The organism is Yersinia sp. 2545 StPb PI, assembly GCF_052217125.1.
GTDB lineage: Bacteria > Pseudomonadota > Gammaproteobacteria > Enterobacterales > Enterobacteriaceae > Yersinia > Yersinia enterocolitica_E.
In genome coordinates, this window is sequence record NZ_JAZGPY010000001.1 from 933,729 (window position 1) to 947,985 (window position 14,257).

Sequence of the window (14,257 nt, forward strand, 5' to 3'; positions counted from 1 at the left end):
TAAACATGGGTTATCGCTTATTGCGTGCTCTTTTTCGTCGATTATTTCGTGTCACCATTGATGGTGTGACGGATCAGTTTACCCATCAAAAACTGATAATTACGCCGAATCATGTCTCTTTCCTTGATGGGGCTTTGCTCGCATTATTTCTGCCGATCAAGCCGGTTTTTGCGGTCTATACCAGTGTTTCTGAGAGCTGGTATATGCGCTGGCTAAAACCTTATATCGATTTTGTCGCACTTGATCCTACCAAGCCAATGGCTATCAAACATTTGGTCAGGATGGTGGAACAAGGCAGGCCAGTCGTGGTGTTCCCTGAAGGGCGTATTACCGTGACCGGCTCATTGATGAAAATCTATGATGGTGCTGCATTTATTGCCGCCAAATCAGGCGCTACGGTCGTCCCAATCCGTTTGGAAGGGCCAGAATTTACTCATTTTGGGCGTTTGGGTGATGTGCTCAAACTCCGCTGGTTCCCAAAAATCAGCATTCATGTTTTGCCTGCGACCACGTTACCCATGCCGCAAGCGCCGCGTGCCCGTGACCGTCGGGTGTTGGCGGGTGAACACTTACACGCCATTATGATGGCCGCGCGTATGGCTATCGTGCCACGGGAAACGCTGTTTGAAGCGTTGTTATCGGCACAAACTCGTTATGGGCGTTTTAAACCCTGTATTGAGGATGTTTCATTTAAAGAAGACAGTTATCAAACGCTACTGAAAAAAATCCTCGGTGTCAGCCGTATCCTGCAACGCTTCACCGCGCAGGGCGAGCATGTTGGGATGTTATTACCGAATGCGACGATTACTGCGGCGGCGATCTTTGGTGCTTCTCTGCGTGGCCGTATTCCGGCAATGCTTAATTACACTTCGGGTGCCAAAGGGTTGAAGAGTGCAATTACTGCGGCGTCGTTGAAAACCATCGTCACCTCGCGCCAGTTTTTGGAAAAAGGCAAACTGACACATTTGCCCGAACAGGTTACTGAGGCAAATTGGGTCTATCTGGAAGATTTAAAAGACACGGTTACGCTGACCGACAAATTGTGGATTTTATTCCATTTATGTTGTCCGCGCCGGGCGATGTTGCCACAACAGGCGGATGATAGCGCACTGATTTTGTTCACTTCCGGCTCGGAGGGGAACCCAAAAGGCGTAGTACATTCTCATGCAAGTATATTGGCTAACGTTGAGCAGATCCGCACCATTGCTGATTTCACCCCGCGTGATCGCTTTATGTCTTCGCTGCCGCTGTTCCATGCTTTCGGCCTGACGGTGGGGTTATTCACTCCGCTGATGACCGGTAGCCGAGTATTCCTTTATCCCAGCCCGCTGCATTATCGGGTGGTGCCAGAATTGGTGTATGACCGTAACTGCACCGTGCTGTTTGGCACGTCAACTTTCTTGGGCAACTATGCTCGCTTTGCTCATCCTTATGATTTTGCTCGGTTGCGTTATGTGGTGGCTGGGGCTGAAAAACTGGCTGATAGCACCAAACAGATTTGGCAGGACAAATTCGGTATTCGTATTCTGGAAGGGTATGGCGTCACCGAATGTGCGCCGGTAGTGGCGATTAACGTGCCGATGGCAGCGAAAGTGAATACCGTTGGGCGCATTCTTCCTGGTATGGAGGCGCGCTTGATAACTGTGCCGGGAATCGAGCAAGGTGGGCGTTTGCAATTGCGCGGCCCCAATATTATGCGCGGTTATCTGCGCGTAGAGCATCCGGGGGTGTTGGAACAACCGGCGGCGGAGAATGCTCAGGGTGAGCGTGAGGAGGGTTGGTACGATACCGGTGATATTGTCACCCTCGATGAGCGGGGGTTCTGCGCCATTCGCGGGCGGGTGAAGCGTTTTGCCAAATTAGCTGGTGAAATGGTATCACTGGAGAGTGTCGAACAACTGGCATTACGTATCTCGCCCGAGGGGCAACATGCCGCAGCGGCTAAAACCGACAGCGCCAAAGGAGAAGCACTGGTGCTGTTTACCACTGACAGTGAAATTACCCGCGAACGGCTGATTAAAGCCGCACGTGAGGGTGGGGTGCCAGAACTGGCAGTTCCACGTGATATCAGAGTGGTGAAAGCATTACCCCTACTGGGGAGTGGTAAACCTGACTTTGTTACGTTAACTAAAATGGCACAAGATGCGGAGATGAGCGAATGAGTCAGCAAGCATTGTCAGATAAGCCTTTGCTCTCCAGAGGAATGATCGCTGTACTTGGCGCTCAGTTTTTCTCAGCTTTTGGTGATAATGCACTGCTTTTTGCCACCTTGGCATTAATTAAGCAGCAGTTATATCCCGACTGGAGCCAGCCTATCTTGCAAATGGCCTTTGTGGCCACTTATATCATCCTGGCTCCGTTTGTCGGGCAAGTGGCTGATAGCTTTGCCAAAGGGCGTGTGATGATGGTCGCGAATGGCCTGAAGTTGGCTGGTGCATTAGTTATCTGTTTTGGTCTGAATCCATTTCTTGGTTACAGCCTGGTTGGAGTCGGGGCCGCGGCTTATTCACCAGCTAAATATGGCATCTTGGGAGAAATCACTTCCGGCGAGCAGTTGGTTAAAGCCAACGGTATGATGGAGGCATCAACTATTGCGGCTATTTTACTCGGTTCAGTCGCCGGTGGGGTGCTGGCTGATTGGCATCTGATCGCGGCATTGAGTGTCTGTGCGCTGGTGTATGCCATTGCGGTGGTGGCTAATCTATTTATCCCACATCTGGCTGCTGCCCGAACCGGCAGCTCATGGCGGCCACGGGCCATGACCGGCAGTTTTTTTGCCGCATGCCGCATTCTGTGGCGGGATGGCGAAACTCGCTTCTCACTGGCGGGGACCAGCCTGTTCTGGGGCGCAGGGGTCACGTTGCGCTTCCTGCTGGTGCTATGGGTGCCGGTAGCATTGGGGATTGCCGATAACGCCACCCCGACGCTGTTAAATGCCATGGTGGCGATTGGGATTGTGATTGGCGCGGGTGCTGCGGCACGTTTCGTGACACTTAAAACAGTAAAACGCTGTTTACCGGCGGGGGTATTAATTGGTGTGGTGGTGGCGGTATTCTCACTGCAACACAGTATGCCAATGGCCTATTTACTGTTGATTATTATCGGGATCTTAGGCGGTTTCTTTGTCGTACCGCTCAATGCCTTGTTACAAGAGCGCGGCAAACAAAGTGTGGGCGCCGGGAATGCCATTGCAGTGCAAAATCTGGGTGAGAATACCGCAATGTTGTTGATGCTGGGGCTGTACTCGGTGGTAGTAAAGCTGGGCGCGCCGGTCGTCGCGGTTGGCGTTGGTTTCGGTGTGCTCTTCGCGCTGGCGATTGCGTTGCTATGGGGCTGGCAGTGGCAGCAACTGCGCCGTAAAGCGGCTAAGTGATGGAATAATAGTCAATATCAATGCCGCCGAGTGCGGCATTATTTATTGTCAGTAGTCTAAGGCCGCATTAGCGGCCTTTTTGCTATTTGAACTCAACTGAATTTAAGGTGCAGGGAAGGTAAAGCGGGTGTGGATTTCTTCCAATGCATTAAGCACCTCCTGCTCCAGAACGACATTCTGGCTATCAATATTACTTTTCAGTTGTTCCAGAGTGGTTGCACCTAACAGTGTACTGGCCACAAACGGTTGCTGGCGAACGAAAGCCAGCGCCATCTGTGCGGGGTCCAGCCCATGACGTTTTGCCAGTGCCACATATTCCGCTACCGCTAACTCGGATTGTGGCCCGGTATAACGTGTAAAACGGCTGAACAATGTATTCCGTGCGCCGGTAGGTTTTGCGCCATTAAGGTATTTGCCGCTCAGGGTGCCGAAGGCCAGGCTGGAATAAGCCAATAGCTCAATGCCTTCATGTTGGCTTATCTCGGCCAAACCAACTTCAAAGCTGCGGTTAAGCAGGCTGTAGGGGTTCTGTATTGAGACAATACGCGGTAAATCATGTTTTTCTGCCAGTTGCAGATAGCGCATCACCCCCCATGGGGTCTCATTTGATACACCGATATAACGGATTTTCCCTGCCCGCACCTGCTCGTTCAGGGCTTCCAGTGTTTCAAGCAAGGTGACCACTGCAGTATGTTCGCTGTAGCGATAATTCAATTTACCAAAACAGTTGGTTTCACGTTGTGGCCAATGTAACTGATAAATATCGAGATAATCAGTATTGAGGCGTCTAAGGCTATCTTCCAACGCGATGCGGATATTTTTCCGGTCCAGTGCCATATTGGGGCGAATCGGTTGATCGCTGCCGCGTGATGGCCCGGAGACTTTACTGGCTAAAATGATTTTGTCACGCTCACCGCGTGCTTTTATCCAGTTACCAATGTATTGCTCAGTTAACCCTTGGGTTTCTGGCCTTGGGGGCACTGGGTACATTTCTGCGGTATCGATCAAGTTAATACCGGCCGCAACGGCGTAATCCAGTTGCGCATGGGCATCGGCTTCACTATTTTGTTCACCAAATGTCATGGTGCCCAGACCCAGCAGGCTGACTTCTAATGAACTGTGGGGGATACGATGATATTGCATTGCCGACCTTCCTTAATGTCTGAAATTATCAGGCCATACCTTTGGTAGTTGGTATTGCAGCGTCGTTAGCTACGCCCACGCACCCGAATTTTCTATTTGAATAACTGCTTCAGGATGTGTTCGTTTGGCCTTACTGAAACACCAATTTTTTGGGTATAAGTAAAACTTGCCTTATTCGACTATATCGAAGCACCGCAGTTGGGGGAAGCGTGTAAGGGAAAAGTACAGAAAAAAGTGGGAAACGGGGCCGTGAACTGCTCCTGGAAGGTGTTGAACCCGCTATCTTGCAAGTGTATTGCTCGGCCCATCCTTGGGCCTCTCTATTGCAAGCAGCCTTCTCGCACCTTTAAATCTATTGAGTAGATGTTTTTTTATCAGTTGGCTTACTCTTTTTTCCGCGCATCAAATTCAGGGTTTCAACCCCCATTGAGAAGAACATAGCGAAGTAAATGTAGCCTTTTGGAATGTGGATCTGGAAACTTTCCAACATCAGCGTGAAGCCGACCAATATCAGGAAAGAGAGCGCCAGCATTTTGACTGATGGATGGCGATTAACAAACTCACCAATTGGTCTGGCAGCAAACATCATCACGCCGACAGAAATAACCACGGCAGCCATCATAATAAACAGATGATCTGACAGCCCAACTGCTGTTATCACTGAATCCAGACTAAAGATGATATCCAACAGCATAATTTGCACGATAGCCGCAAAGAAAGAGCTGACATTACTGGTGTGTTCAGTATCGCTCCCCTCAATGGTTTCATGAATTTCCTTGCTGGCTTTCCAGATAAGGAACAGCCCCCCTAACAACAGGATCAAGTCCCGCATAGAGACACCGTGGCCTGCCACTGTAAACAGAGGTTCGGTCAGGCGGATAACCCAGGCAATAGAAGCAAGTAATGCGAGACGCATTAACATGGCCCCAGCCAAGCCAATACGGCGGGCTCTGTTTTGTTGCGCTTTAGGTAATTTTGCGACCACCAAAGAGAGGAAAATAATATTGTCTATCCCAAGAACAATCTCCAGGATAGTCAGCGTGCCTAGCGCCAACCAGGCATTTGGATCGGCAACCCATTCAAACATTGCGCCTATACACCTTACGGAAACACAAAAATACAATTATACGCTTTTATTTATTAATCGGAACAGAGTCAAAGTAATTGGTGTTGTAGTAGGGAGTCTAGCGCACTGGTTACAACAAGAAATGACGGGCCAGCATCGGGCCAGTAAAGGTCTTTTTCAGATAAAAACCACGGGGTAGTGTCATGATCGGTTGCCCTTTTTCACCGATGGCTTCAGTTAACGCACGGCTATTGGCGGCCTTCGGGCGCAATTGGAGTACCTCACCGTGGCGAGCGGTGATGGTTTCTACTTTGCCAAGAACGATAAGGTCCATTAACTCTTCCCAGTCACGCCGCAGTAGTTCTTCTTCTTGCGCATTCGGGCTCCATAATAAAGGCGCGCCGACTCTACGTTCCGCGAGCGGGATCTGCCGCTCTCCTTCTACGGGTACCCACAATACTCGGGCCAGTTTATGCCGCACATGACTGCTTTCCCAAGTGATGCCACTGTTGCCGGTCAGGGGGGCGACACAAACAAAGGTGGTCTCCAATGGTTTGCCCTGAGCGCTGATAGGTATGGTTTTCAGCTCAATGCCGATGTCGGCAAAGTCCTGTTCAGGTTTACTGCCAGCACTGGCCCCCAAATAAAACTCCAGCAACATACCAACCCAACCTTTTACCCGCTTTAAGTCCGCCGGAATAACCCATTGAGCACGCGCTGCCAATTCGCCAAGGGTAAAACCTGACAAAGCTTGAGCACGTTGAAAAAGTTGATGTTCATCAGTGGGTGGTGCCGGTGGCAGTGAATAAACAGACATGGGGATAAACCTGCTAAAGTCGGTTAAAAAACAAGCTGAATTAAAAGTGACGCTAGATGTATTGTTATGCATTGTGGATGGAATGAATAATAGCATGATTTAACGGAAGTTTTCTTTCCTCTCATGGATGAAATACTTTTATTCTAATTATCTTGTGCACCTACTGACAGCGATAATGAACAGGATCTTACACCTATTTATCCACAGATTTATGGGATAACCCCAATAAATCCCGATCACTGGTTCAATTTACAGCCTTGACGACGGCTTTTTTTGCGAGTTTTACTCTTTTTTGCATAACTTTGACGCATTATCTGTGGATAAAAACTACATTGATGGATCTTTAGCCAGCTACAGATCCAAAACGGAGATAGATCACATATTACTGCCGTGAAAACCTGTGGGAAACCTGTTATTTTGTTGAAATTAATCATTTATTTTTTTAGATATTTTTGTCGTATAATTGCGTTAAAATGAGTTGTACCTACTTTTCCCTAGAGTTCTACACACCTATATCCACAGAAAAAGTGAATAAAATGTCGTGCGTAGCCCTGAGGGTGTTCATAACTTTGCTTATATCTGTGAGTTATCCCCGAGTTATCAGGTTTAGCTGGCTGATAAGCAGTGGTTTACCGCCTGTTGCTAGTGTGAAACAATCAGAGCATCTTTGAGTTTTAAGCTTATCGAGGTAGTCCGGTGATCGATGATGATGGCTACCGCCCGAACGTGGGTATCGTAATTTGTAATCGGCAGGGAGAAGTGTTGTGGGCCAGGCGTTACGGTCAGCACTCTTGGCAGTTCCCACAAGGGGGAATAAACCCCGGTGAAACACCAGAGCAGGCAATGTATCGCGAACTTTTTGAAGAGGTAGGACTTAACAAAAAGGATGTCCGAATTCTGGCTTCAACCCGTAACTGGTTACGTTACAAATTACCAAAGCGTTTGGTGCGTTGGGATACAAAGCCGGTGTGCATCGGCCAAAAACAACGATGGTTTCTACTACAGTTAATGTGTAATGAAGCCGATATCAACATGCAACGTAGCAGTACCCCGGAGTTTGATGGCTGGCGCTGGGTCAGTTATTGGTATCCGGTGCGTCAGGTGGTCTCTTTTAAACGTGATGTTTATCGTCGTGTGATGAAAGAATTTGCTGCAACCGTAATGCCTGTGCAGGAGGTTATTCCACCACGGGTACCGCCCGCTTATCGCCGTAAAAGAGGTTAAGTTAAGCCGATCATGCTCATGCGTTTGCGAGAAATAGTTGAGAAAGTGGCGATGGCAACCAGCCTGACGGATGCGTTAGAGCTGTTGGTCAATGAAACCTGTCTGGCGATGGACACGGAAGTCTGCTCGATATATCTGGCAGATAATGACCGCCGTTGTTACTACCTGATGGCGACACGGGGTTTGAAAAAGCCCCGTGGTCGCACCATTACGCTGGCTTTTGACGAAGGTATCGTCGGGCTGGTGGGGCGTTTGGCCGAACCCATTAACCTGGCCGATGCTCAGAGTCATCCCAGTTTTAAATATGTACCACAAGTTAAAGAGGATCGCTTCCGGGCGTTTCTCGGGGTACCTATTATTTATCGTCGACAGTTGCTGGGTGTATTGGTGGTACAGCAGCGCGAGCATCGCCAGTTTGATGAGAGCGAAGAGTCGTTCATGGTTACGCTGGCCACACAACTGGCGGGGATCCTCTCCCAATCGCAACTGAATGCGATTTTTGGCCAATATCGTCAAACACGAATCCGCGCGCTGGCGGCGGCTCCTGGCGTGGCAGTGGCGGAAGGTTGGCAGGATACTTCACAACCGTCCCTTGATTTGGTTTATGAGGCCTCAACGCTCGATACTGTTCAGGAGCGTGAACGCCTGACTCAGGCATTGGAAGAGGCTGCGGCAGAATTCCGTCGCTTCAGTAAGCGTTTTGCTGCCAGCTCACAAAAAGAGAGCGCGGCAATTTTCGATCTCTATTCGCACCTGTTAAATGATGCTCGCCTGAAGCGTGAGCTTTTCGCGCAAATTGACGCCGGTTCGGTGGCTGAATGGGCCGTTAAACAAGTGGTTGAACAATTTGCCGCCCAATTTGCCAGCCTGCAAGACACCTATATGCGTGAGCGAGCCAGTGACCTGCGGGCATTAGGTCAGCGCTTGTTGTTCCACCTCGATGATAGCACCTCTGGGGCCAGCCAATGGCCTGAGCGTTTTATCCTGGTTGCCGATGAGTTAACCGCCACTCTATTAGCCGAGGTGCCACAAGATCGTCTGGCGGGGGTGGTGGTGCGTGATGGTGCCGCTAACTCGCATGCCGCGATTTTAGTGCGCGCCATGGGCATCCCAACGGTGATGGGCGCTGATATCCAGCCTGCTTTGCTGAACCAGCGGCTATTGATTGTTGATGGCTACCGTGGTGAGGTGCTGGTTGATCCCGAACCGGTACTGGTCAAAGAGTATCAGCGGCTGGTTACTGAAGAGATTGAGCTCAGCAAGCTGGCTGAAGACGATGTCGAACAACCTGCGGCCCTGAAAAGTGGTGAGCGGATTCAGGTGATGCTGAATGCGGGTCTTAGCCCGGAACATGAGCAATTGCTGGGTGGGCGGGTTGATGGTGTTGGTCTATACCGCACTGAAATCCCTTTTATGTTGCAAAGCGGCTTCCCATCGGAAGAGGAACAAGTTGCGCAATATCAAGGCATGTTACAGCTTTATCCCAACAAACCCGTCACGTTACGTACCTTGGATATCGGTGCCGATAAACAGTTGCCCTACATGCCCATCAGCGAAGAAAACCCATGCCTGGGTTGGCGCGGGATCCGTGTAACGCTCGATCAGCCAGAGATCTTCTTGATCCAGGTTCGAGCGATGCTGCGTGCCAATGCCGGAACCGGTAATTTGGGTATTCTATTGCCAATGATCACCAGCCTGGAAGAAGTCGATGAAGCTAAACGCCTGATCGATCGTGCTGGGCGTGAGGTTCAAGAAGTCTTGGGCTATAAATTGCCACAGCCTAAATTGGGGGTAATGATAGAAGTACCCGCGATGATCTTTATGCTGCCCTACCTCAAGTCGCGAGTAGATTTTATCTCAGTTGGCACCAATGATCTGACCCAATATTTGCTGGCAGTAGATCGCAATAATACTCGCGTTGCGTCGCTGTATGACAGCCTGCATCCGGCGATGCTACAGGTGCTTAGCCATATTTTGACGCAGGCGACACAAGCGGGTTTGCAGGTGAGCCTTTGTGGTGAAATGGCGGGTGACCCGATGGGCGCATTGTTGCTGGTCGGGCTGGGTTATCGCAATCTCAGTATGAACGGTCGCAGTGTGGCACGAATTAAATACCTGCTGCGCAATATCGATTTAGCAGATGCGGCAGCATTGGCCGAACGAGTATTGAGCGCCCAAATGACCACTGATGTGCGTCATTTAACAGCCGCGTTTATGGAACGCAGGGGCTTAGGCGGCTTGATCCGCGGCGGGAAGTAAGCGTATCCCGTTGGCCCTTGGCGCTATAGCGTTGTTAGTGCCAGTCACTGGCGACTATTCCAAGGCTTTTTGGTTTGTTTGCGAGTGACATTCACTTTCTGGGGTTGTGTTGTTTACAGAACTTTTCTGTTTGGTGCAGCCCAGACCGGCCTAAGCCTATGCTATTATGCGCAACCTGTAGCCCTAACCGGGCAAGAACATTAATTTTCTCAAAATATGAGACATTTCGTGGTGATAGATGAGCAATAGCTATCTGGCGTTTCCTAAATTTGATCCGGTCATTTTTTCCATTGGCCCGGTTTCCCTTCATTGGTACGGTTTAATGTATCTGGTGGGTTTTGTCTTCGCCATGTGGTTGGCGGTTCGTCGGGCAAATAAACCGGGTAGTGGCTGGACCAAAGAAGAAGTCGAAAACCTGCTGTATGCGGGGTTCCTCGGGGTATTTGTCGGTGGCCGTGTCGGTTATGTGCTGTTTTATAACCTGCCGATGTTCCTCGATAATCCACTGTACCTGTTTAAGGTATGGGATGGCGGTATGTCATTCCATGGCGGTTTGATTGGTGTCATCTGCGTGATGTTGTGGTTTGCCCGCCGCACTAAACGCAATTTCTTCCAGGTCGCTGACTTTATTGCTCCCCTTATTCCATTTGGTTTAGGCGCGGGCCGGCTCGGTAATTTTATCAACGGCGAGTTGTGGGGCCGTGTGACTACCGATACCCCGTGGGCGATGTTATTCCCAACCTCTCGTGGCGAAGATATCGCCATCGTTGCTGCTGACCCGGCGAAATGGCAGGCGATATTCAATCAATACGGTGTACTGCCGCGTCATCCTTCGCAACTGTATGAAATGATTCTTGAAGGGGTGGTGTTATTTATCATCCTGAACCTATTTATCCGTAAGCCGCGTCCTATGGGCAGTGTTTCTGGCCTATTCCTGATTGGTTATGGTGCGTTCCGTATTATTGTGGAGTGTTTCCGCCAGCCAGATGCTCAACTCGGCTTGTTCGATGGCGTGATCAGCATGGGGCAGATACTCTCTGTACCTATGATTCTGGCCGGTATCATTATGATGATTTGGGCGTATCGTCGTCCTGCGCAACAACTTTCGTGAGGTAACATGAAACAGTATCTGGATTTGATGAAAAAAGTGCTGGAAGAAGGCACTCCAAAAGCTGACCGTACCGGTACCGGTACTGTGTCGATTTTCGGGCATCAGATGCGTTTCAATTTACAAGACGGTTTCCCACTGGTAACCACTAAGCGCTGCCATTTGCGCTCCATCATCCATGAGCTGTTATGGTTCCTTAATGGCGATACTAATATTGGCTATTTGAAGGAAAATAATGTCTCAATCTGGGATGAATGGGCTGACGAAAACGGCGACCTTGGCCCGGTTTACGGCAAGCAATGGCGGGCTTGGGGGGCTGCAGATGGTCGTAAGATTGACCAACTCGGCAACGTGGTAAAACAGCTTAAGCAGGATCCCGATTCACGCCGTATCATCGTCTCAGCATGGAATGTGGGTGAACTGGAGCAAATGGCACTGGCGCCGTGCCATGCTTTCTTCCAGTTCTACGTGGCAGATGGCAAGCTTTCTTGTCAACTGTATCAGCGCTCTTGTGATGTATTCCTCGGCTTGCCATTTAACATTGCCAGCTATGCGTTACTGGTACATATGATGGCGCAGCAATGCGATTTGGAAGTGGGTGATTTTGTCTGGACAGGGGGGGATACACACTTGTACAGCAACCATATTGAGCAGACAAATCTGCAATTAAGCCGTGAGCCACGTGCATTGCCGAAACTGATTATCAAACGGAAACCTGACTCTTTGTTTGATTACCGTTTTGAGGATTTTGAAATTGAGGGGTACGATCCTCACCCAGGAATTAAAGCGCCGATTGCTATCTAATCTTTAGACCGGAGCCGCAATGGCTCCGGTTTTATACCCGTCACCTTTCAAGTTTCAGGGGGCTGCTCCTGTTTACTCGGTCCATTCCCATTCCCATTCCCATATCCAGCTCTTGCCTCTGCTTGTTGCCTCCCTGCATCTGGAAAGCTATTGGGTATATTTTCGTCAAACCCTTTTCTTTGCTACCAGCATCCTTCCTGCAATAAAAATGCGAGCTGCGCCGCACTCTTTTCTGCATTTATGTCGTCGTAGATAAAATTTTGCGCACCGTTTCCAGCCCTGATAATTCGTCACTCGACCTCAAATTTCAGCCACGTAAACTTACGCCATGGACACCAATATAAGATTAACGAAAACTTACCTGGATCGTAGGAATTCTCTTAAAAAACAAAAAGGTATCAGCCTGATTGAATTGCTGCTGGTGATTGTATTAGTGGGTATAACAGCACTTTGGGGGGCGCAAAGTTGGCATCATTACCGGCAGCGGGAACGGCTCGCAGACAGTGCTCGTCAGTTACTCGCCTTCTTAACACACTTACAAGCACAGGCTAATCGTCGCAATGACACAGAATTGCTGTGGATACAGCAGAATGGCCAGGGGTGCCTGGGAAGTGGTGATAAACCTACGGCTCGCTGTTCGGCACTTACCGACGGCGTGTTTATTCCACCTTACCCAGATGTCGCTATTGCGACTTCATTGCAAAAAGAGATGGGCTTCTTTGGTGTGAGGAATACGGCACAGGCAGGAAATATCATGCTCAGTAACCCGGCAGGGTCTATCCGGTTAGTTATTTCCAGTCGAGGGCGCTTAAGACTGTGTAGTGAGGGCCAGCCAATGTCAGGTATTCATATATGCTAATAATGGTCAAAAGTATGCCAGCATCGGCCTGTTCTGGGCGGAAACGTATAACAGGTTTTACGCTACCGGAAATGATGTTGGCATTGAGCATTGGTAGTTTGATTATGCTTGGTGCCGCAGAGGTTTTCCCTAAGCTACGCAAACAAATATCAATTTTGCAGCAGCGCTATTATCTGGAGTTGGCACTGAGTCAGGTTATGGTTGTGCTAGAAAAAGATCTGCGGCGTGCAGGATTTTGCCATGGCGAGTGTCAGGGAAAAGCGGTTACAACCCATCATTATCCCGCAGAAGCGACAAATTCGTGTCTGATAGTTGCTTACGATCTCAATCGAAATGGTCGATGGGAAGGGGAGAAACATCAGGAGTCCGAATACTTTGGCTACCGCCTGCGTAATAAAGCATTAGAGGGCCAACGTGGTGAACTGAATTGCGCTGGCCGTGGGTGGGAAAAGCTGCTTGATCCACAAGAGATAACGATAACCCATTTTTCTATTAGTCGGTTACCTCAGCAAACATCAAATCAGGTTTATCGGGTGCAATTAGCGGGGCAAAAAACAGGTAATCCGGTAATCCATCATCAGCTTACTTATACGATACGCGGGAACAATCTATGAAGCTGAATCATCAACGGGGGACCAGTACATTGGCAGCCGTCGCTACACTTTTCGCTCTTGGTTTATTTCTGCTGTCAGCACTACACCGTCAATTGGATAATATTCAACAGATTACATCTGAAGAACAGCACTATTTACGTGCTTTTAATCAGGCAACATCATCACTGAACTGGGGGATACGTCAGGATTGGTCGTTCAGTTTGCCATGGCGGACAGGTTCAACATGGTATTGCATTCAGCAGCAGCAATATGGCTTAAAGGCCTGTGTTAAACCAGCATCACTAAGCGGTTTTTTTATTCTCAGAGGGGAGAGTTACCTCATCGGTTCACAGCCACCCTTGATGCTATATCAACGGGTCATGCTGAATATTGGCAAAGGGTCTGTGGGTCACTATCAACTGGTTAAGGCAGCTCATGGCTGGTTGGATTTCTGTCCTGATAAGGATGCACAGTTTTGCGATTACTAAAATGCTGCAATAGGTGCTTGTTGATGAAACGGAGTGACCAATGCGATCCTCGCAACCAACGAGGGTTTAGCCTGCCTGAAGCCTTAATTGCGGCACTGTTTTTCTCTGTCTCGTTACTGGGGTTGTTGCAATACCATCAGACTCTTTTACAGGGTTTCTCTTCTGTGTGGCAACAGCGTCAGGCTTGGTTTCTGCTTCATCAACATATTGACAGTGCAGGGGAGGCTAGACCTGATAGGGGATTCATATCGGGAATGAAACCTAACTGGTTATATCGTCAGTCCATTAGCCGAATTGAAGGGGAATGCGCCGAGCTTAATTTCACTCTTGCGGTACGGAAAAACCTGTCAGCAGAGTTAACCCGTTGGTTTTGCTCTACGAATGGAAGTGGCTAACGGCATAGTTATCCCCCATAGATACGACGTTGCTGAGGCGGCAAACAAGGGGACCCTGATTGATGAACCGCCGAGGTATACAGATGAGCGACTATATCGGTCTTATAATAGAGATAACCTATTGCGCT

At 49.3% G+C, this 14,257-nt stretch carries 13 protein-coding genes; 10 read left to right on the forward strand and 3 right to left on the reverse strand.

Annotation, left to right across the window (positions count from 1 at the left end):
• Nucleotides 1-5 precede the first annotated feature (5 nt).
• Nucleotides 6-2,162 (forward strand): bifunctional acyl-ACP--phospholipid O-acyltransferase/long-chain-fatty-acid--ACP ligase, encoded by a 2,157-nt coding sequence (aas, locus tag V1955_RS04065; protein ID WP_083162852.1) that lies wholly within the window; start codon nucleotides 6-8, stop codon nucleotides 2,160-2,162.
• Complete coding sequence (gene lplT, locus V1955_RS04070) at nucleotides 2,159-3,373, forward strand: lysophospholipid transporter LplT (protein WP_442820568.1); 1,215 nt, start codon at nucleotides 2,159-2,161, stop codon at nucleotides 3,371-3,373. Before aas ends, lplT begins: the two co-directional genes overlap by 4 nt.
• Nucleotides 3,374-3,475: 102 nt before the next feature.
• On the opposite strand, the gene V1955_RS04075 is transcribed toward lplT, so the two are convergent.
• The 3 genes from V1955_RS04075 to mutH form a co-directional block, all read right to left on the reverse strand.
• The gene (locus V1955_RS04075) at nucleotides 3,476-4,516 is read right to left on the reverse strand and encodes an NADP(H)-dependent aldo-keto reductase (RefSeq protein ID WP_372559792.1); all 1,041 of its coding nucleotides are present in this window, start codon (nucleotides 4,514-4,516) and stop codon (nucleotides 3,476-3,478) included.
• Nucleotides 4,517-4,868: 352 nt separating this feature from the next.
• Nucleotides 4,869-5,603 (reverse strand): TerC family protein, encoded by a 735-nt coding sequence (locus tag V1955_RS04080; protein ID WP_083162858.1) that lies wholly within the window; start codon nucleotides 5,601-5,603, stop codon nucleotides 4,869-4,871.
• Between the two features lie 109 nt (nucleotides 5,604-5,712).
• Nucleotides 5,713-6,399 carry a DNA mismatch repair endonuclease MutH gene (gene mutH, locus V1955_RS04085; RefSeq protein WP_050073625.1) on the reverse strand — a complete coding sequence of 229 codons (687 nt, stop codon included), beginning with the start codon at nucleotides 6,397-6,399 and terminating at the stop codon, nucleotides 5,713-5,715.
• Nucleotides 6,400-7,095: 696 nt separating this feature from the next.
• Here mutH and rppH point away from each other — a divergent pair.
• The 8 genes from rppH (at nucleotide 7,096) to V1955_RS04125 (ending at nucleotide 14,129) form a co-directional block, all read left to right on the forward strand.
• Nucleotides 7,096-7,623 (forward strand): RNA pyrophosphohydrolase, encoded by a 528-nt coding sequence (gene rppH, locus V1955_RS04090; RefSeq protein ID WP_083162862.1) that lies wholly within the window; start codon nucleotides 7,096-7,098, stop codon nucleotides 7,621-7,623.
• 12 nt (nucleotides 7,624-7,635) lie between these two features.
• Nucleotides 7,636-9,882, forward strand: coding sequence for a phosphoenolpyruvate--protein phosphotransferase (gene ptsP / locus V1955_RS04095; RefSeq protein ID WP_083162864.1), 2,247 nt, complete (start codon nucleotides 7,636-7,638; stop codon nucleotides 9,880-9,882).
• Nucleotides 9,883-10,120: 238 nt separating this feature from the next.
• Nucleotides 10,121-10,993, forward strand: a complete 873-nt coding sequence (lgt, locus tag V1955_RS04100) for a prolipoprotein diacylglyceryl transferase (protein ID WP_083162866.1) — start codon at nucleotides 10,121-10,123, stop codon at nucleotides 10,991-10,993.
• Nucleotides 10,994-10,999: 6 nt separating this feature from the next.
• On the forward strand, nucleotides 11,000-11,794 hold the full coding sequence (thyA, locus tag V1955_RS04105; protein WP_442820569.1) for a thymidylate synthase: 795 nt from the start codon (nucleotides 11,000-11,002) through the stop codon (nucleotides 11,792-11,794).
• Nucleotides 11,795-12,122: 328 nt separating this feature from the next.
• Nucleotides 12,123-12,653, forward strand: coding sequence for a prepilin peptidase-dependent protein (locus V1955_RS04110; RefSeq protein ID WP_442820570.1), 531 nt, complete (start codon nucleotides 12,123-12,125; stop codon nucleotides 12,651-12,653).
• Entirely contained in the window at nucleotides 12,647-13,267 is a 621-nt protein-coding gene (locus tag V1955_RS04115) for a prepilin peptidase-dependent protein (protein ID WP_420073029.1), read from the forward strand. The genes V1955_RS04110 and V1955_RS04115 overlap by 7 nt, the downstream gene beginning before the upstream one ends.
• Entirely contained in the window at nucleotides 13,264-13,734 is a 471-nt protein-coding gene (locus V1955_RS04120) for a YgdB family protein (protein ID WP_442820571.1), read from the forward strand. Before V1955_RS04115 ends, V1955_RS04120 begins: the two co-directional genes overlap by 4 nt.
• Nucleotides 13,735-13,757: 23 nt before the next feature.
• Entirely contained in the window at nucleotides 13,758-14,129 is a 372-nt protein-coding gene (locus tag V1955_RS04125) for a prepilin-type N-terminal cleavage/methylation domain-containing protein (protein ID WP_083162876.1), read from the forward strand.
• Nucleotides 14,130-14,257 lie beyond the last annotated feature (128 nt).